This window comes from Nitrospirillum amazonense (assembly GCF_007828035.1).
In the GTDB taxonomy this organism is placed as follows: domain Bacteria; phylum Pseudomonadota; class Alphaproteobacteria; order Azospirillales; family Azospirillaceae; genus Nitrospirillum; species Nitrospirillum amazonense.
Genome location: NZ_VITV01000001.1, coordinates 612,940 through 631,708, shown reverse-complemented (window position 1 = coordinate 631,708; position 18,769 = coordinate 612,940). Strand labels below are relative to the sequence as shown.

Below are 18,769 nucleotides of genomic sequence, written 5' to 3'. Positions count from 1 at the left end.
AGGACGTCCATGCCCACCCGTACCCGTGACCTGCCCCGGACCCGTGACGTGAACGCCATCGACATCCGGGGCCGCCTGCAGGCCCTGTCCCGTTCCCAATCCCTGGGGCGGCGGGTCGTTCACCTGAGCGAAGACCGTGACGCGGCCCGTTTCCCGGAAGACTCCGAACAAGGCAGGGACGTTCCCGGCCCCGGGGACCGGCACTAGCCCTCTGGTCAGGGCGCCAACACTTGTCATACGAAACGGTCCGGTTGATGATCAGGCCAGTTTCACTTGGCAAGCGCGGCCGTATCCCTGCAGGGGACGCCCGTCCCCTTCGCAGGACCGCCCCGATACCATGACGCGTGCCGACGACAGCCTTCCGACGCGCCGCCTGACGGTGGCCTATGTCGCCGCCCTGTCCCTGATCGCCCTGCTGTCGGGATCGGTGCACCTGCTGCTGGACCATGTCATTTCCCAGCAGCGCGACAGTGGCACCATCATCAATGTCGCCGGCCGTCAGCGCATGCTGTCGCAGCGCATCGGCCTGCTGGCCCGCGACTTCTATGAGGGCCATGACGAGGCGGCGCGCGTCCCCCTGCTGCAGGCGGCCGCCACCATGGAACGGGCGCATCGCGCCCTGCTGGGCGGCACCGGCGACATGGGCATCACCCATGGCCTGTCGGACGCCGCCCGCGCCCTTTACTTCTCCCCGCCCACCGACCTGGACCGCCGCACCCGCGATCTGGTTCTGGCCGCCCGCATCCTGGCGGGGTCGGAGGGGCCGCAGCCCCTGGACGCGGGCACGGCCGACATCCGCGCCCGCGCCTTCGGCGAGATCCGCGATCAAACCCGCGACATCATCATGCCCATGCTGGACCAGGCGGTCCGCCAATTCGAGACCGAGGCGACGGAGCGCATCGAAGGATTGCGGCGGGCGCAGCAGGGCGTGTTGGCCATCCTGCTGACCACCCTGCTGGCCGAGGCCGTTTTCATCTTCCGCCCCCTGGTCGGCCGGCTGAAGGCCTATGCCGGCCGCCTCTACGACATGGCCACCCGCGATGTGCTGACCGGCCTGCCCAATCGCCGCCATTTCCTGGATGTGGGGGAGCGGGAGGTGCGCCGCGGGCGTGAGGCGGGCCAGCCCCAAGCCCTGTTGATGATCGACATCGATCATTTCAAGGCCATCAACGATACCTTGGGCCACGCTGCGGGTGATCGTGTGCTGTCCCAGTTCGGCCGGCTGCTGCAAGGCTGGCTGCGGGAGGGCGAGGTGGCGGGCCGCATCGGCGGCGAGGAATTCGCCGTCCTGCTGCCGGACGCCGATACCGTGGACGCCGCTGCCCGGGCCGAGACCTTGCGTCGCGTGGTGGAGGCGGCCCCGGTCAACGGCCATGCCACCCTGGCCTGGACGGTGAGCATCGGCGCCGCCCGAGTGTCCGGCGGGGACGACGGCTTGGCCGACGCGCTGCGCCGGGCCGACCTGGCCCTCTACGCCGCCAAGGCGGCGGGCCGCAACCGCGTGCACCTCAGCGCGGATTCCTGATCGCCGCCTTTCCGGACCACGGAAGGTGTCACGCTGCGTCAGGCGTCATAGCGACCGGGGGTGGCGGTGCGTTCCAGCGCCATGGGCCGCACCGGCAGGGAAAGGCCGTGGGCAGCCAGGGCGCCGGCCATGGCGCGGGACGCCACCATCAGGCCGTCGGTGGTCCCCGGCCGCATCAGGTGCTCCACCAAGGCATAAAGCCGGGCGGCGGCGGTGGGGTCGGCGGAGGGCTGTGCCAAGGCCAGCAGGCGCAGCAGCTTTCGCTCATCCGGCGTCAGATCCTGGCAACCGGGGCACCCCACCAGCGGCTGTTGCCGGGCCGAGCGGCCGTACAGCAGCAGAAAGGCGCGGAAGGTGGCCATCACCTCGTCCGCGTCCTCACCGCAGGCCTGCAGGAAGGCGTGGCGGATCAGGGGACAGCCGCGCCGGGCCGGGCTGGAATACGGTTGGGCCATGTGGCGCAGGCTCCATACCAGCAATCTTTCCCCGGAACTCAGGCCTTCCAGCGGCGCGGGCTGAGGCAGGCTGTCGCGGTGGGTGATCATCAGATCGTGGGGCATCTCGGGCCTGGCAGCTGTGATTTCCGGTCGGACCACGATAGTGAGAATCATTATTAATTTCAATATCAGAGATTAATGACTTTTTAGGGGGATGATTCACTACTTTTGGTCAGGCGGCTAAAGCCTTTACGCCGGGTTAACCTTTCCGGCGCGAGGCTGGACACCAGGCCAGAGCCCGTATCGGGGGCGAAAGGAACGGCCTGGGACAGGTACTCGGGGGAGGAATGCGATGCGCGACACGGGGCCCGTGACCAACCGTGAGGTGGAGTTGCGCGAGGGGGAGCTGCTGGTCTCCCGCACCGATCCGTCGGGCCGCATCACCTATGCCAATCGCGCCTTCGTCCGCCTCAGCGGATTCAGCCATGAGGAACTGATCGGCGCACCGCACAACCTGGTGCGCCATCCCGACATGCCCAAGGCCGCCTTCGCCGACCTCTGGGCCACCATCCGCGCCGGCCGGCCCTGGGACGGGCTGGTCAAGAACCGCACCAAGGCCGGCGATCATTATTGGGTGCGCGCCAATGTCACGCCGGTGATGGAGGGCGGCACGGTCGCGGGCTTCATCTCCATCCGCAGCAAGCCCGGCCGGGACGAGGTGCGCGCGGCCGAGGCGCTGTATGCCGAGCTTCGCGCTGGCCGGGGGACTCTCAAGGACGGCGTGGCCGTGGCCAATGGCCTTGGTCCCCGCCTGCGCCACTACGCCGGCAGTGTGCGCGGCCGCATGATCCTGACCATGGGCACCATGATCGCCTGCACCTTGGTGGCGGGCGGCCTGCGTTTCCTCGGGCCCTTTGGCGAAAAGATGGACGCGGGCGCCAACAGCGCCCTGTGGCTGGGCGCCAACGCCGCCATCATCCTGGTGTCGCTGGCCGTGTCCGTGCTGGGCGGCAGCCTGATCCTGCGCACTCTGCGCCAAGCCCTGGGCCGGGTGGAGGGGCACTTCGCCGCCGTGGCGGCGGGGGAATTCGACCACGCCATGCCGGCGGACCCGGTGGCGGAGTTCCAGGCCATGACCGCGACGCTGCGGGCCCTGCGGGCGCGCCTGGCCTTCAGCACAGACGAGCGGGTGGAACTGATGGAGCGCACGCGCGAGGAGGCGCGCCTGGCGTTGCTGGAAACCTGCCGCGCCATCGAGGCCGACCTGACCGCCACCTGGATGGGGGTGGAGCGGGGCAGCCACCGCGCGGTGGATGGGGTGGCCCATCTGAAGCAGGCCGTGACCGTGGTGCGGGAGAACACGGTGGCCGTGTCGGCCGCGGCGGAGCAGGCCAGCGGCAACGCCGGCAACGTCGCCGCCGCGACGGAGGAGCTGGGCGCCGCCGGGGATGAGATCGCCCGCCAGGCCGCCCGCTCCAGCGACGTGGCCCGCCGCGCCGTAGACAGCGCCCGCCTGGCCGCCGGCGCCATCGAACGCATGGAGGAGGCGACGCGCCAGATCGGCACCGTCACCGACCTCATCGCCGATATCGCCGGTCAGACCAACCTGCTGGCCCTGAACGCCACCATTGAGGCGGCGCGGGCCGGTGACGCCGGCAAGGGCTTCGCCGTGGTGGCGCATGAGGTGAAGTCGCTGTCTGGCCAGACGCAGAAGGCCACGGACGACATCGGGACCCAGGTGGCGGGCTTGCGCGGCGCCGTGTCGGCCAGCGTGGACGCCATCCGTGCTGTCATCACCGTGATCAGTGAAATCAACGAGGCCTCGTCCGCCACGGCGGCGGCTGTGGAGCAGCAATCCGCCGCCAATGCCGAGATCGGGCGCAGCGCGTCGGAATCCGCCGGCGCCGCCCGGCAGGTGTCGCACAGCGTGGGCAGCATCCGGGGACAATCTGATGAGATCGCCACCATCGCCGCCGACCTGGATCTGCGGGTTGGCGAAACGCAGACCGCGGTGGTGGACCTGAAGCGGCGCATGACCATCGCCTTGCGCCAGTCGCTGGCCGGTGACCGCCGCGCCGCCGACCGCGTGCCCTGCGACATGCCGGCGACGGTGGAGGTGAACGGCCGCCCCTACGCCGGCCGGCTACAGGACTTGTCGGCGCGCGGCGCCCTGGTCGCGGCGGACGGCCTGCCCGCCCTGGCCGACCAGCAGGAGGTGGCGCTGGCCGTGGAGGGTGTGGGCACGGTGGCGGCGGTGGTGGCGGGCACCAGCGAGTTGGGCCTGCACCTGTGCTTCATCCATGTCGATGCCGCGACCCAAAGCCGGCTGAAGGCGACGCTGGACCGGGCGCTGGAACGGCACCGCGGCTTCATCGACCTGGCGCTGGGCGCCGCCGGCCGCATGGGCCAGGCGCTGGAAAGGGCCCTGCAGGCGGGCGAAATCACCGAGACGGCGCTGTTCTCGCACGACCTGGACCCCATTCCCGACACCGATCCGCAGCAGTACATGGCGGCCTACACCCCCATCACCGACCGCCTGTTCCCCGACATCCAGGAACCGGTGGCGGCAGGCGACCCGCGCATCCAGTTCTGCGCCGCCGTTGTGCCCTCGGGTTATCTGCCCACCCACATGAAGCGGGTGTCGCAGCCGCAACGGCCGGGCGACTATACCTGGAACATGGCGCACAGCCGCAACCGCCGCCTGTTTAACGACCGCGCCGGCCTGGCCGCCGGCCGTAACACCGGCGATTTCCTGGTGCAGTCCTATTCGCGAGACATGGGCGGCGGGGTCATCGTTCGCCTGAAGGAGGTGGACGCCCCCATCCGGGTGCGCGGCCGCATCTGGGGCAATGTCCGCGTGGCGTTCAAGGATGAATAGCGTGCCCCAAATCGCGGGGGTGCGGCCATTCGGCCGCCCATGCAAAATTTTGACGCATCCACAAATTTGAACCGTCCCGCCCCAGGCGTCGCCGCTATGCGGCGGCGGCGGGGGTTGACGGCTTTACCCGCGCGCGAGGGCGCATTACCAGGGAGGGACAAACGTTAAGCCGCCATCGCGTATCCCGGGACCAACCGGGGTAAAGACGGGACGGTGCCGGGGGGCGCCGGGATGGGCCTGAGTTAAAGGGGGGCATACAGTCATGCAGATCGTCAGCGCCACCGACCGCCGGCGGCAAATGCCTATGGGCGACCGTATCCGCGCGCGGCGCAAGGCGCTGGGCCTGACCCTGCAGCAGGTGGCCGAGCGCTCCGGCCTGTCCGCCCCCTTTATCAGCCAGGCGGAACGGGATTTGAGCGTGCCCTCGCTGGTCTCGCTGCTGGCCCTGGCCGACGCCCTGACCGTGGACCTCACCTATTTCATGGAGGTGCCGGACAGCGGCACCATCGTTCACCGCGCGGCCAAGCCCCGGCGCATCGAGGTCGACAGCCCGGTGGATTACATCGACCTGGCCAGCAACCTGGCGGACCGCAAGCTGGACATCATCCTGATGCGGGTGCCGCCCGGCCATGCCTTCCCCACCGACCAGCGCAACGGCGAGGATTTCCTCTACGTCGTGGAGGGGGAGATGACGGGGACGGTGGGTAAGACCAAGGCCAAGCTGGGTGCGGGTGACAGCCTGCATTTCGACAGCCTGCAGCCGCACAGCGCCCGCAACGCCTCGGACCAGGACGTGGTGCTGCTGTACGTCGGCACCCCGTCCATCTTCCGCAAGTCGGCCGATGGCGTCATCGAGGCCGGCGAGGCCGATGCCTGAGATCGACTTCCGGGTCACCTCCATTTGTCCTAAGCAGCGTATTGCATCCGGCCTCGTCCTGACCCACTACTAAAGGCAACAGACAGGGGCAGGGGCGATCCGTGGCAGCGGTCGGCCGCCCTCACGGATGGGGTTCATGAAAAACACGATCAGCGCACTTCTGCTGTCGCCCGGCCTGATGCTGGGGGCGACCGCCGCCTTCGCCGATTCCACACCCGCCACGCCGCCCACCGGCATCCCCGAGGACAGCCGGGCGTGGATGGAGGATATGAACAACGCAGACGCCCTGGCCTGGGCCAAGGCGGAAACGGACCGCTCCACCGCCGTGCTGCAGGCCGACCCGCGCTACCCCGCCCTGCTGGCGGAGGCGACGGCCATCGCCGAAAGCAAGGACCGCGTGCCGGGCGTCAGCTTCCGCGGCGACGCCGTCTATAATTTCTGGCAGGACGCCGACCACGTGCAGGGCCTGTGGCGCACCACCACCCTGGCCAGCTTCCGTAAGGACAAGCCCGACTGGCAGACCGTGCTGGACGTTGACGCCCTGGCCAAGGCCGAGGGCGTGAAGTGGGTGTTCAAGGGCACCGACTGCGACGAGGAAACCCGTCGCCACTGCGTCGTCCACCTGTCCAACGGGGGTGAGGACGCGGTGACGATCCGCGAGTTCGACATGAAGAGCCGGGCCTTCGTGCCCGGCGGCTTCGCCCTGCCGCGCGGCAAGCAGACTGTCGCCTGGGCGGACACCGAAACCCTGCTGGTGGCCCGCGACTGGGGCCCCGGCACCATGAGCGGCGCCGGCTACCCCCTGGTCATCAAGACGCTGAAGCGCGGCCAGCCGCTGGACCAGGCGCAGGAGGTGTTCCGGGGCCAGCCGTCGGACATGTCGGTCGGCGCCGAAACCATGCGTGACGCCCAGGGCCACCAGGCCACGCTGATCACCCGCAACCTCAGCTTCTTCGAGGTGGAGACCTATCTGCTGGCGGGTGGGCAACCGAAGCGCCTGGCCTTGCCGCTGAAGGCCCGCGTGCACGGCATCCACGAGGGCCAGCTGATCGTGGAGGTGAAGCAGGACTGGACCGTGGGGGGCACCGCTGTGCCCCAGGGGGCCGTCGTGGCGCTGGATCTGGCGGCGGCCACGGCCGATCCGGACCATTTGCATCCCGTGCCTGTCTACACGCCGACCTCGCGCGAAGGCCTGAACGACCTGGACTTCACCAGGCACCACCTGTTGATCAGCCTGACGGACAATGTGAAGGGCCGCGTCTATGTGGCCGACCGCAATGCCGACGGCAGCTGGCGCCGCGCGCAGCTGCAGCTGCCGGACAACGCCAACATCACCGTCACCGGCACCGACCGCGACCATGACCGCGCCTTCGTCACCGTGGCCGGCTTTCTGGAGCCGCTGACCCTGTCGCTGGTCGACACCAACACCGGGGCGGTGGAAAGGCTGAAGTCCACGCCGCCGCAGTTCGACGCGTCCAAGGCGGTCGTGGAACAGCGCGAGGCGGTGTCCAGCGACGGGACCCATGTGCCCTACTTCGTCGTGCGGCCGCGCGACGTGCCCTTCGACGGATCCACCCCCACCCTGCTGTACGCCTATGGCGGGTTCGAGGTGCCGATGCTGCCCCGCTACCTGGGCGCCACCGGCAAGATGTGGCTGGAACGCGGCGGCGCCTATGTGCTGGCCAACATCCGGGGCGGTGGGGAGTTCGGCCCCGCCTGGCACGAGGCGGGCCTGAAGACCAAGCGCCAGGCCATTTACGACGACTTTGTCGCCGTGGCCCGCGACCTGATCGCCACCAAGCTGACCAGCACCCGCCGGCTGGGCATCGAGGGCGGCTCCAACGGCGGCCTGCTGATGGGCGTGCAGTTCACCCAGCATCCGGAACTGTGGCGCGCCGTCGTCATCCAGGTGCCGCTGCTGGATATGCTGCGCTTCCCCGTCATCGGCGCCGGCGCCTCCTGGATGGGGGAATACGGGGACCCGGCGGTGCCGGAAGAGCGGGCCTTCCTGGCGGGCATCTCGCCCTACCACAATCTCAAGGCAGGGGTGACCTATCCGGAACCCTTGTTCGTCACCTCGGCCAAGGATGACCGGGTCAATCCCGGGCACGCCCGCAAAATGGCGGCCAAGATGAAGGAGATGGGCCTGCCCTACCTCTATTACGAGAACACCGAGGGCGGTCACGCGGCCAGCGCCAACCTGAAGGAAACCGCCAGGCGGCAGGCGCTGGAGTTCACCTACCTTTTACGGAAACTCAAGGATTAGGGATCAATCCTGGAACGGGGCAGGTGTTCCCTGCCTCCGTTCCGCTGTGTTCCTGACCCCGGCCGCCGCCGCTGTCGTCAGGGGACAGGTCCCGATCCGCCGAGGCTGTCGCGTCCCATGCCGTCCGTTTGTTCCCGTGTCCTTCCGGCTCTGCTTTTGGCGCTGTCGCTGGCGGCATGCGCCCAAAAGCCGGCTGCCGAGCCGGCGAGCCCGCTGTCCGGCCTGTCCTCCACCTACACCGATCCCTACGCCTGGCTGGAAACGCCCGACTCGCCGGATGCGCTGGCCTGGGTGGCGCGGCAGAACCAGCGCACGCTGGCGGAACTGACGCAGGACGCGCCCCTGTCCGATTTCATCTCCACCGCCACCCTGCTGGCGCATGAGGCGTCGGAAGAGGGTGGCAGCGGCGCGCTGCCCTCGGGCGGGGCGGTGGACGGCAAGGATCCGGCCGTCACCACCATCGACGGCGTGCGCCATGTCTATGCCGGGTCCAATTGCTACGGCACGGTCGATCCCGATGCGCCGCCGCCGGCCCCGGGGGCGGACCCGGTGGTCATGGGGCGCACCTGCCTGGTGTCGCTGTCGCGCACGGGTGAAGATGCGGTGGAGGTGCGGGAATACGACCCTGTGGCCAAGGCTTACGTGCCCGGCGGCTTCCACCTGCCTTACGCCAAGCAGACGGTGGTGTGGCTGGACCATGACACCCTGCTGGTGGCCCGTGGCTGGGATTCCAGCGACGCGGCGCTGACCCGCTCCGGCTATCCCTACGTGGTCAAGGTGGTGCAGCGCGGCCAGCCGCTGGACCAGGCGCATGAGATTTTCCAGGGCCGTGTCACCGACACCTCCGTCAGCCCGGCCATCTTCCGCGACCGCCAGGGCCACCGCGCCATCGTGCTGGTACGGCGGCCCAGCTATTTCACCACGGAACATTATCTGGTTGAGGGCCGCCACACCCTGAAGCTGGGCCTGCCGCCGCTGGCCGAACTGGCGGTGCTGGCCAACGGGCAACTGGTGGTCAAGCTGGGGCAGGACTGGCAGACGGCCAGCGGCCGCACCTTTCCCGCCGGCTCTTATGTCTCGGTGGATTTGGATGCCGCCCGCCACGACCCGGCCAAGCTGAAGGCGGCCCCCGTCTATCTGCCCGGCCCGCGCGAGGCCGTGACCAACCTGGTGAAGGCCAGGTCGCACCTGGTGGTGACCAGCGACGAGAATGTGCGCGGCCGCCTGACGGTGCTGACCCGCGTCGACGGTGGCTGGAAGACGACCCGTGTCGATCTGCCGGATATGTCGGCCGTCAGCATCAAGTCCAGCAGCGAGGACAAGGACAAGCTGACCGTGACCGTGGCCGGCTTCCTGACGCCCCAGGCGGTGTGGAGCGTGGACCTGGACAGTGCCGCCGCCACCCTGGTCAAGGCCGGCAGCCCCGGCTTCGACGCCAGCCCCTACACCGTGGACCAGTGGCAGGCCGTGTCCACCGATGGCACCGCCGTCCCCTATTTCATCGTCCACCGCAAGGACATGGTGCTCAGCGGCGACAACCCCACCCTGCTGACGGCCTACGGCGGCTTCAACCTGTCGCGCCTGCCGACATATTCCGCCACCATCGGCAAGCTGTGGCTGGACCGGGGGGGCGTCTATGTCGTAGCCAACATCCGGGGCGGGGGCGAGTTCGGCCCCGCCTGGCACGAGGCGGCGCTGAAGACCCACCGGCAGAAGTCCTTCGACGACTTCACCGCTGTGGCGCGCGACCTGATTCAACGCCAGGTCACCCAGCCGGCACGCCTGGGCATCAGCGGCGGCTCCAACGGCGGCCTGCTGATGGGCGTCGCCCTGACCCAGCACCCCGACCTATGGGGGGCGGTGGCCATCAAGGTGCCGCTGCTGGATATGCTGCGCTATGAGGCCATCGCCGCCGGTTCGTCCTGGGTGGCGGAATACGGCAGCGTCTCGGTGCCGGAGGAACGCGCCTTCCTGGCCAGCATTTCCCCCTACCAGCGGCTGGATCCCACACGCACCTACCCGGAAACCCTGATCATGACGGCCACCCACGACGACCGCGTGGGCCCCGGCCATGCACGCAAGTTCGCTGCCCGCATGGAGGCGCTGGGCAAGCCCGTGCTGTTCTATGAGAGTGACGAGGGCGGGCACGGCACCCGGGGCCTGGATGACGCCGCCCGTGCCCGGGGCCCCGCCCTGGAACTGGCCTACTTCGCCTCCCGCCTCATGCCGCGGCATGCCGAGCGTCCCGCCGGCGGCCAGGTGGTCGCGGGGGCCGCCGACTAGGGATTGTCTCACGCAAATCCTATCTATGTAGCCTCTCCGTCCGCGCCCTGGACGATACGGCATCCGGGTGCGACAAAGGTCCCCTGGCGGGAACGGCCGGGGCCTCCATGCCCCCGGCCTGTTGGGGGATGAGGGATGGCCTTGGGCTTGCGGCGGCGCCTGTTGCTGCTGCTGATCGGTACGACCGTGCCTTTCTTCCTGTTGCTGCTGGGCGAAAGCCGGGCCCGGCGGGACGAAGCCGTCGCCGCCGTCGAGGCCCAGGCGGTGGAACTGGCCCGCATGGCGGCGGACGAACAGGAACGCCTGCTGGACCAGGTGCGGCGGCTCAGCCTGGGCTTCGCCCAGCATTCCGCCCTGCTGCCCACCGACCAGTGCGTCGACGACGCCCGCATCCTGAAGGCGTCCCAGCCCTGGGTTTCCAACATCCACGTGGTCAAGCCCGATGGCTCGGTCATCTGCTCATCGGCGGACCAGCCGTGGTCCAACTACAGCGACCGCGAATACGTGCGCCAAGCCTTCGAGACCGGCCGGGCCAGCACCAGCGACTATGTGTTCGGGCGGCCCAGCAACCGCGTCATCCTGGGCACCGCCCAGCCGGTGTACAGGACGGGCGGGCCAGCGGCCGAGGGCAAGCCGGACGCCCTGGTGCTGGCGGGCCTCAGCATGGATTGGATCGAGAAGACAGGCGCCCGTTTCAGCCACGACGGGTCCCTGTTCCTGCTGGTGGACCGCACCGGCACGGTGCTGGCCCGCATCCCAGAACGGCGGGATCTGGTGGGGCATAATTTCAAGGACACTCCGTTCATTCAGGCGGTGCTGGACGGGCCGACGGACCGGGGGGAATTCGTCACCCTGGACGGGGTGGAGCGGCTGGTGGGCATCGCCGCCCTGCCCAGCAGCGGGGCGCATGTCGTGGTGGGCGCGGATCGCGCCGCCGTCCTGGCCCCCATCCTGGCCGATCAGCGGCGCACCCTGGCCTTTGGCGGCGTGGCCGCCCTCTGCGCCCTGCTTCTGGGCTGGGTGGGGGTGGAGGCGACGGTGCTGCGCGGCGTGCTGGCCCTGCGCCATGCCGTCTCCCGCCTGGCCGCCGGTGACAGGGGCGTACGCGCCGCCATCGCGCCGGGCACGGCGGAGTTCGCGGAGCTGGCCCGATCCTTCAACGACATGGCGGCGGCGCTGGATCGGCACGAGCGTGAGATCGCCCAGCGCGAGGCGCAGTTCCGCGACCTGACGGAGGTATCCAGCGACTGGTTCTGGGAAACCGATCCGGAAGGGCGCTTCACCCAGATGTCCCAGGGCGTCAGCAGTCTGGGCATCCCGGCGGGTCATTTCCTGGGCCGTACCCGCCGCGACTTCGCCCTCGATCCCGACAATCCCGACCTGTTAGTTTATGAGGAGCGATTGGCGGCGCGCCAGCCATTCCGCAACCTGACCTACAGCCTGTACGGCGAGGATGGGGTGCTGCGTCACGTGGTGGTCAGCGGCAAGCCCTTCTTCGATGAAGCCGGCGTATTCCGGGGCTTTCGCGGATCGGGACGCGACCGTACCCACCAAGTGGCGGCGGAAGAGCGCCTGCGCCTGCTGCAATCGGTGGCGGTGCACGCCACCGATGGCATCATGATCACCGAGGCCGACGCGCTGGACGAGCCGGGCCCCCGCATCATCTTCGTGAACGAGGCCTTCACCACCGTCACCGGGTTCTCCTGGGACGAGGCGGTGGGCCGTTCCCCCCGCTTCCTGCAGGGGCCGCTGACCGACAGGGCGGCGCTGGAGCGCATCCGCCAGGCGTTGGTGGCGGGGGAACCGGTGCGCCAGCGCCTGCTGAACTATACCCGCGACCGCCGCCCTTTCTGGGTGGACCTGGCCATCTTCCCGGCCCGTGTGGGCACCCGCGTCACCCATTACGTCGCCCTGCTGCGCGATGTGTCGGACCAGGTGGCGGCGACCCTGCACCTGAACGCCCAGGTGACGGAGCTGGAGGCGGCGCGTGCCACCCTGCAGGCGCAACGCACCCTGCTGGACAACGTGCTGAACGCCTCGCTGGACGGGGTCTTCGCCTATGAGACCATCCGGGACGAAAACTTCGACGTCAGGGACTTCCGGTTCGAGCTGGTCAATGTCACCGCCGAGAAGATGGCCGGCCGCTCCGCCCACGACCTGGTGGGCCGGGGCCTGAAGGAGCTGTTTCCGCATCTTGCGGCCGGTGGCCTGTTCGACCGCTATGTCGAGGTGGTGGACACGGGCCGCGCCACCACCTTCGAATATCACCGGGATGAGGACGGGCGCTGGTTCCGCATCACCGCCGTGCCCTGGGGGCGTGGCCTGGTGGTGACCCTGTCCGACATCACGCGGGAGAAGAAGCGCGAGGGCGACCTGGCCGCCCTGGCCGATGATCTGGCCGGCGCCAAGCAGGCGGCGGAGGCGGCCAATCGCGCCAAGTCCGATTTCCTGGCCAATATGAGCCATGAGATCCGCACGCCCATGAACGGCATCATGGGCATGACCCAGATCCTGCTTGGCACCGCGCTGGCGACCGAGCAGCGCGCTTATGCCGAGGCCATCCACGACAGCGCCCAGGCCCTGCTGAACATCATCAACAACATCCTGGACATCTCCAAGCTGGAGGCCGGCAAGGTCGAGCTGGAGATGGTGGACTTCGTCCTGGATGAGGTGGTGGAGGGCGTGGTGGCCTTGCTGACGCCGCAGGCGCGGGAAAAAGGGCTGGATCTGGACGTCTCCGTGGCGCCCGAGGTTGCCGGCGCCTATCGCGGCGACCCCACCCGCCTCCGCCAGGTGCTGCTGAACCTGATGGGCAACGCTGTGAAGTTCACGGCCGAGGGGCGCGTCAGCCTGGCCATCACGGCGGCACCCGCTGAAAACGGCGGAGACCGGGCGGACGACCGCCGCCGCCTGCGCTTCACCGTCGTCGACACGGGCGTGGGCATGGGCGCCGACCAGCAGGCCCGCCTGTTCGAAAAGTTCACCCAAGCCGACACGTCCATCAATCGGCGCTATGGCGGTACCGGCCTGGGGCTGGTCATCTCGCGCGAGCTGGTGCGTCTCATGGGCGGCGGCATCACCCTGGACAGCGTGCCCGGCGCCGGTTCCACCTTCGCCTTCACCATTCCGCTGAAGCCGTCCAGCGTGCAGGTGGCCCGCCGCGCCGCGGCCGTGGCCGCACTCAGCGGCCTGCGGGCCCTGGTGGTCGGGGCCAGTGGTCTGGTGAAGGCGCTGGAGCGCCTGGATCTCATGGTGACGTCCGTGGCGGACGCGGACGCCGCTGTGGCCGAGGTGGCGGCGGATGAGGCCTGGGCCTTCGACATCGTGGTCGTCGCCGAGACCCCCTCCGATGCCGCCGTTGGTGCGGACGGTCCCACTCTGGCCGCCCGGCTGCGCACCCTGCCCCGGGCGGCGGCGGCCAAGATGGTGGTGGCGACCGACCGGCAGCAGGTGGCCGAAGCCGATATGGCGGTGGACGGCGTGCTGACCCAGCCGGTACGGGCTCCAGCGCTGCGCGCCCTGCTTCTGCGGCTCTTTGGCGGCGGCGACGTGATGGAGACCGAGGTGGACGGGCCGCTGGCGCGCGACCAGGGGGCTCGCGGGCTGGGCCGCCGACTGCTGCTGGTGGACGACAACATGGTCAATCGGTCCGTCGCGCGCATCATGCTGGAACGCGACGGCTATACCGTCGACATGGCGGAGGACGGTCAGGCGGCGGTGGCCGCCTGCCGGACCACGGCCTATGACCTGGTGCTGATGGACGTGCAGATGCCGGTGATGGACGGCGTGACCGCCACCCAGGTGCTGCGCCGTGACCTGGGTCTGCGCCATCTGCCCATCCTGGCCATGACCGCCAACGCCATGGTGGGCATGCGCGAGGAATATCTGGCCGCCGGCATGGACGACTACGTCTCCAAGCCTTTCGACCAGCAGCAGTTCCTGGACACGGTGGCGCGCTGGGTGGCCAGCGGCGCCGACCATGCCGCAGGCCCGCTCCCTGATGTGGAGGCGGCGCCGTCGGATCCGATGGCGCAGGACGACGCCAGCCTGGGCCGGCTGGACCCCATGGTGCTGGCTGGGCTGCAGGCCATCGTGCCGGCGGCCGACTTCCAGGTGCTGGTGGAGAATTTCGTCGAGCACGGTCTGGCCCGGGTGCGGCGCATCCAGGCCCTGGCGGAGGCAACGGACCTGGCGCCCCTGCGGGCGGAGGCACACGACCTGATCTCCACCGCCGGCAATGTCGGCCTTGTGGGCCTGCAGGCGCTGGGCCGCCAGATGCACGACGCCTGCGCCGACGGGGATATGGGTGCCGTGCGAGCCCTTGCCGTCCGCATCGGCCGTGTCGGCCCCGGCGCCTGGACGGCGTTGGGCGAACGGTTTATCGGTAAGGCGGTGGAGGTGGCGGACGACTAACTCCCAGGAATGGCGGCAGGAAAGCATGAGCAAGGGTGCGATCGTATTCGCGGAGGACGAACCCGGCCTGCGGGCCATGATCGGCGCCCTGCTGAAGGCCGGTGGCTACACCCCCGTGCCCGTGTCCGACGGTGCCCAGTGCCTGCGGATGCTGAGCCAGGTGCAGCCGCGCGCCCTGCTGCTGGACATCACCATGCCCACGCTGGACGGGTTGCAAACCCTGAAGGCGGTGCGCGGCAGCCACGCCCTGTCCATGGTGCCGGTCATCATGGTCACCAGCCATGCCGAGGCCGAGGTGTTGCAGGAGGCCCTGCGCAATGGGGCCGCCGGCGTGATCCTGAAGCCCTTTAAGGCTGAGGAATTCATTCCCCGCATGGAACGCTGCATCGCCCAGGCGCGCGGGCGGCGATAGGCCGTGGCTTGGCCGCCGTGGATTGGTACAGTGTCGCCGACACGGTCGGCGACCATGAAAGGCAGGAGATGAGCGTGACGGCAGGGGACCAGGCGGCAACCGCGCTGGATGAGGCGGCGATCGGCCGTTGGCGGGATCGCATACGTCAGACCACCTTCGCCAATTATCATTTCGAGATGGGCATCGCCCTGCTGATGGGCGGCGACGCCCAGGCGGCCCTCGGCGCCCTGCAGCGGGCTGTGGAGATCCAGCCGGACCTGGCCATCCTGTATCCCCTGCTGGCGTGGACGGAAGAGCGCTTGGGCCAAGCCGAGGCCGCGCGGCAACGGCAGGCCGACCTGCAGGCACGCGCGCCGGCCTTGTGGCTGGACGGTTGCGCCAACCTGTCCGCCCGCCTGCTGAAGGATGGCAAGGCGGAAGGCGTGGCCTGGGCCCGCCGCTTCGTGGAGCTGGCGCCCGCCACCGACATTCGCGTGTCGGCGCTGGCCGGCCTGGCGGCCCACGTTGAAGGGCGCATCCCCGATGCGCTGGCCGCCTGGGCGCACGCGCTGACGGTGGCTAGCGACATCCCGGCCAGTTCAGCCGACGACCTGGCCAGCGCCCTGGCTGATGTCTCCAACACCCTTTTCGCTCAGTGGCGGGACGATCAGGTGCGGCGGACGGAGTTGGCGCTGGCGGCCGCGCGGGTGGCCAGCCGGCTGGTGCCGACCCGTCCGGATTTGCGCTTCCAGATCATCCGCTGCCTGGTGCGCCTGGTGCGGCCACAGGAGGCGGTGCCCGAGATCGAGGGCTACGTCGCCCTGGTGGGCGCGGGCGCCGCGGATGACAAGAACCTGCTGCTGCAATGGGGCATGCGTGACCTGGCGGCCGGCGACCTGGCGGCGGCGGCGGAGCATTTCAGCCGCTGCGCCCAGGTTGACACCGGCTGGGCCTTGCCGGAAAGCCACCGTGCCCTGGTGGCGCTGCGCCGGGGTGATACGGCTCAGGCGGCGGCCCACGCCCAAGCGGGCTGCACCCGTGAGCCGCGCAACTACTTCGCCAACCAGTGCCGCGGCCTGGTGGAGTTTGAGGCCGGAGCCCTGGCCGAGGCCGTCGCCAGCCTGAAGCAGGCCAGCGCCCAGGCGCCCAACCAGCCGCTGGCCAAGCTGCTGCTGGCCATGGTGCTGGATGGTGCCGGGCAGGCGGCCGAGGCGGTGGCCGCCTATCGCGAGGCTGACGCGGAAGGTGGGGCGCTGATGCACCGTCAGCTGGCCCTATACCCGCCCGCCTATCAGGACCGCGTGGCCGCACTGGCGCGCAAGGCGGGCTGACACAGGGCGACCGCCTCGCTCAGGCCCCGGCGAGCCGTTCCAGCGCCGCCGCCACCCGGCCCACATCATAGTCGGCCATGGCGGGGAACAGGGGGAGGGACAGGCAGGCCTGGTACCAGCCGTCGGCGCCAGGCAGGTTCAGGCTGCCATAGCGCTCCCGGTAATAGGGCTGGTGATGCACCGGGATGTAGTGCACTTGGCTGCCCACGCCCTGGGCCCGCAGCTCCGCCATGACGGCGGCGCGGTCGCGGCCCAGGGCTGCGAAATCGATCAGGACGACGTAGAGGTGCCAGGCGGGCTCGCCCCCGCTGCGCCCCGCGTGCCGGATAAGGGGGGCCAGAGGCGCGAGGCGTTCATCGTAGCGCGCCACCATCTCCGCCCGCCGGCGGACGAAGCGGTCCAGCTTGCCCAACTGGCTCAGGCCCAGGGCGGCGTGGATGTCGGTCAGGCGGTAATTGTACCCGGGCGCCGGCATTTCGTAATACCAGGGGTTGGCGGCACCGGTGGCGCCAAAGGCCGCCGCCCTGTCCTGGAAGGCGGCCGGATCCCGCACCATGCCGTGGCTGACATTGCGCCGCAGGCTGCGCGCCAGGGCGTCGTCATTGGTGGTGACCATGCCGCCCTCGCCGGCGGCGATGGTCTTCACCGGATGGAAGGAGAAGCAGGCCATGGCGGATCGGTCGCAGGCGCCGAGGGCCACGGTGCCCACACCCCCATTGGTCCTGGCCCGGCGGCTGCCCACGGCGTGGCAGGCGTCCTCGATGATGGCCAGGCCGCGCGCCTCGGCCAGGTCGCCCAGGGCGTCCATGTCGGCCGCCTGACCGGCGAAGTGCACCGGCGCCAGGGCGCGCACCCGCCAGCCGGCAGCCTCCGCCCGGGCGATGGCGGCCTCGGCGTCTGCCCGGCCCATCAGGCCGGTTTCAGGATCGACATCGGCGAAGGCCACCTCCGCCCCGCAATAGCGGGCGGCGTTGGCGGTGGCCAGGAAGGTGACGGCAGGCACCACCACGGCGTCGCCGGGCTGCAGGTCCAACGCCATGCAGGCCAGATGCAGCGCCGCGGTTCCATTGGCGCAGGCGATGGCGTGGCGGGCGCCCACGGCTTGGGCGAAGGCTTGCTCGAACCGGGTGACGGTGGGGCCCTGCGTCAGCCAGTCGCCGCGCAGCACGGCGGTGACGGCGGCGATGTCGTCCTCATCGATGGCCTGCCGGCCGTAGGGCAGGTAGGAAGGCACAGACGGGGTGTCGGCAGCCATCACGGCCTCTGCAGCAGCACGGCCAGGCGTTCGGGGGTCAGCCAATCCGTGTTGCTGTCGCTGCGATAGCTGAAGCCATCGGGTACCGGCTTGGCCCCCAGCTTGACGTAGGCCTGGCGTGTCCACCAGTTGAAGGCCGGCTCGATGACGTAGCGATCCTCCATCTCGAAGGTCTGGCGGCTGTCGTCCTCGGTGATCATGACCTCGTGCAGCTTTTCGCCGGGACGGATGCCGATGACCTTGTGCGGCAGGTCCGGCGCCATGCAGCGGGCCAGGTCGCCTACCCGCATGCTGGGAATCTTGGGTACGTAGATCTCGCCGCCCTGCATCATGCCGAAGCAGGACGCCACGAACTCCACCCCATGCTGCAGGGTGATCCAGAAGCGCGTCATGCGCTCATCCGTGATGGGCAGCTCGCCGGCGCCCTCGGCGATCAGCCGGCGGAACAGCGGGATGACACTGCCGCGCGACCCCACGACGTTGCCGTAGCGCACGACGGCGAAGCGGGTGCCCACCGATCCCGACAGGTTGTTCGACGCCACGAAGATCTTGTCGGACGCCAGCTTGCTGGCGCCATACAGGTTGATGGGGCTGGCGGCCTTGTCGGTGGACAGGGCGATGACCTTGCGCACCCCCGCCGCCAGGGCCGCGTGCACCACGTTCTCCGCCCCATAGACGTTGGTGCGGATGCATTCGATGGGGTTGTATTCCGCCGTCGGCACATGTTTCAGGGCGGCGGCGTGGATGCAGTATTCGACCTCGCGCATCGCCATTTCCAGGCGGGACCGGTCGCGCACGTCGCCGATGAAGAAACGCAGCACGCCTTCGTGGGCCACGCCCAGCTGCTGCTGCATTTCATACTGTTTGAACTCGTCACGGGAGAAGATGATGATCCGGCGCGGCTTGGCGTGTTCCAGCAGATAGCGCACGAACTGGCGGCCGAACGATCCGGTCCCGCCGGTGATCAGGATGGATGCGCCGTTGAAGTCGGCCAGGGCCGATTTAAGGAACTTCGACGTCATGTCTGCCCCCGCCGCCGGTGGAGCCGTCCCCCCGGGCCTGAAAGTTCGCGGAGATCGCCCGGACAGGACGGTCGCCGGATGGTTGGGGTGA

12 protein-coding genes are annotated in these 18,769 nt (G+C 69.5%); 9 read left to right on the top strand and 3 right to left on the bottom strand.

Annotated features, from left to right (window positions below; all coding sequences use genetic code 11):
- Positions 1-9 precede the first annotated feature (9 nt).
- A complete protein-coding gene (locus FBZ87_RS02715; protein WP_145608823.1) occupies positions 10-207 on the top strand; it encodes a hypothetical protein in 198 nt (65 codons plus the stop codon).
- A gap of 130 nt (positions 208-337) precedes the next feature.
- Complete coding sequence (locus FBZ87_RS02710) at positions 338-1,525, top strand: GGDEF domain-containing protein (RefSeq protein ID WP_145608822.1); 1,188 nt, start codon at positions 338-340, stop codon at positions 1,523-1,525.
- A gap of 38 nt (positions 1,526-1,563) precedes the next feature.
- Here FBZ87_RS02710 and FBZ87_RS02705 read toward each other — a convergent pair whose 3' ends face one another.
- Positions 1,564-2,085: a hypothetical protein gene (locus tag FBZ87_RS02705; protein ID WP_145608821.1), complete on the bottom strand. Its 522-nt coding sequence runs from the start codon at positions 2,083-2,085 to the stop codon at positions 1,564-1,566.
- Positions 2,086-2,314: 229 nt separating this feature from the next.
- Here FBZ87_RS02705 and FBZ87_RS02700 point away from each other — a divergent pair, with 229 nt between their 5' ends.
- From FBZ87_RS02700 to FBZ87_RS02670, 7 genes are all read left to right on the top strand, one after another.
- Positions 2,315-4,840: a methyl-accepting chemotaxis protein gene (locus FBZ87_RS02700; RefSeq protein ID WP_145608820.1), complete on the top strand. Its 2,526-nt coding sequence runs from the start codon at positions 2,315-2,317 to the stop codon at positions 4,838-4,840.
- Positions 4,841-5,102: 262 nt separating this feature from the next.
- Positions 5,103-5,717, top strand: coding sequence for a helix-turn-helix domain-containing protein (locus FBZ87_RS02695; protein WP_145608819.1), 615 nt, complete (start codon positions 5,103-5,105; stop codon positions 5,715-5,717).
- A gap of 136 nt (positions 5,718-5,853) precedes the next feature.
- Positions 5,854-7,983, top strand: coding sequence for a prolyl oligopeptidase family serine peptidase (locus FBZ87_RS02690; RefSeq protein WP_145608818.1), 2,130 nt, complete (start codon positions 5,854-5,856; stop codon positions 7,981-7,983).
- Between the two features lie 117 nt (positions 7,984-8,100).
- Positions 8,101-10,266: a prolyl oligopeptidase family serine peptidase gene (locus tag FBZ87_RS02685; protein WP_145608817.1), complete on the top strand. Its 2,166-nt coding sequence runs from the start codon at positions 8,101-8,103 to the stop codon at positions 10,264-10,266.
- 135 nt (positions 10,267-10,401) lie between these two features.
- A complete protein-coding gene (locus FBZ87_RS02680) occupies positions 10,402-14,679 on the top strand; it encodes a response regulator (RefSeq protein ID WP_145608816.1) in 4,278 nt (1,425 codons plus the stop codon).
- A gap of 25 nt (positions 14,680-14,704) precedes the next feature.
- A complete protein-coding gene (locus FBZ87_RS02675) occupies positions 14,705-15,091 on the top strand; it encodes a response regulator (RefSeq protein ID WP_088873923.1) in 387 nt (128 codons plus the stop codon).
- Between the two features lie 68 nt (positions 15,092-15,159).
- Positions 15,160-16,401 carry a tetratricopeptide repeat protein gene (locus FBZ87_RS02670; RefSeq protein ID WP_145608814.1) on the top strand — a complete coding sequence of 414 codons (1,242 nt, stop codon included), beginning with the start codon at positions 15,160-15,162 and terminating at the stop codon, positions 16,399-16,401.
- Between the two features lie 19 nt (positions 16,402-16,420).
- Here the strand turns inward: FBZ87_RS02670 and pseC are convergent, their stop codons facing one another.
- Together pseC and pseB are read right to left on the bottom strand one after the other, a co-directional pair.
- A complete protein-coding gene (pseC, locus tag FBZ87_RS02665) occupies positions 16,421-17,656 on the bottom strand; it encodes a UDP-4-amino-4,6-dideoxy-N-acetyl-beta-L-altrosamine transaminase (protein WP_145608813.1) in 1,236 nt (411 codons plus the stop codon).
- Positions 17,656-18,678, bottom strand: a complete 1,023-nt coding sequence (gene pseB, locus FBZ87_RS02660) for a UDP-N-acetylglucosamine 4,6-dehydratase (inverting) (protein WP_145608812.1) — start codon at positions 18,676-18,678, stop codon at positions 17,656-17,658. The genes pseC and pseB overlap by 1 nt, the downstream gene beginning before the upstream one ends.
- Positions 18,679-18,769 lie beyond the last annotated feature (91 nt).

Excerpts from the sequence above, each read along its gene's own strand:
- FBZ87_RS02700 (WP_145608820.1), top strand. The coding sequence starts at position 2,315 with ATGCGCGACACGGGGCCCGTGACCAACCGTGAGGTGGAGTTGCGCGAG.
- FBZ87_RS02690 (WP_145608818.1), top strand. The coding sequence starts at position 5,854 with ATGAAAAACACGATCAGCGCACTTCTGCTGTCGCCCGGCCTGATGCTG.
- pseC (WP_145608813.1), bottom strand. The coding sequence starts at position 17,656 with ATGGCTGCCGACACCCCGTCTGTGCCTTCCTACCTGCCCTACGGCCGG.
- FBZ87_RS02685 (WP_145608817.1), top strand. The coding sequence starts at position 8,101 with ATGCCGTCCGTTTGTTCCCGTGTCCTTCCGGCTCTGCTTTTGGCGCTG.
- pseB (WP_145608812.1), bottom strand. The coding sequence starts at position 18,678 with ATGACGTCGAAGTTCCTTAAATCGGCCCTGGCCGACTTCAACGGCGCA.
- FBZ87_RS02715 (WP_145608823.1), top strand. The coding sequence starts at position 10 with ATGCCCACCCGTACCCGTGACCTGCCCCGGACCCGTGACGTGAACGCC.
- FBZ87_RS02695 (WP_145608819.1), top strand. The coding sequence starts at position 5,103 with ATGCAGATCGTCAGCGCCACCGACCGCCGGCGGCAAATGCCTATGGGC.
- FBZ87_RS02670 (WP_145608814.1), top strand. The coding sequence starts at position 15,160 with ATGAGCGTGACGGCAGGGGACCAGGCGGCAACCGCGCTGGATGAGGCG.
- FBZ87_RS02680 (WP_145608816.1), top strand. The coding sequence starts at position 10,402 with ATGGCCTTGGGCTTGCGGCGGCGCCTGTTGCTGCTGCTGATCGGTACG.
- FBZ87_RS02705 (WP_145608821.1), bottom strand. The coding sequence starts at position 2,085 with ATGCCCCACGATCTGATGATCACCCACCGCGACAGCCTGCCTCAGCCC.
- FBZ87_RS02710 (WP_145608822.1), top strand. The coding sequence starts at position 338 with ATGACGCGTGCCGACGACAGCCTTCCGACGCGCCGCCTGACGGTGGCC.
- FBZ87_RS02675 (WP_088873923.1), top strand. The coding sequence starts at position 14,705 with ATGAGCAAGGGTGCGATCGTATTCGCGGAGGACGAACCCGGCCTGCGG.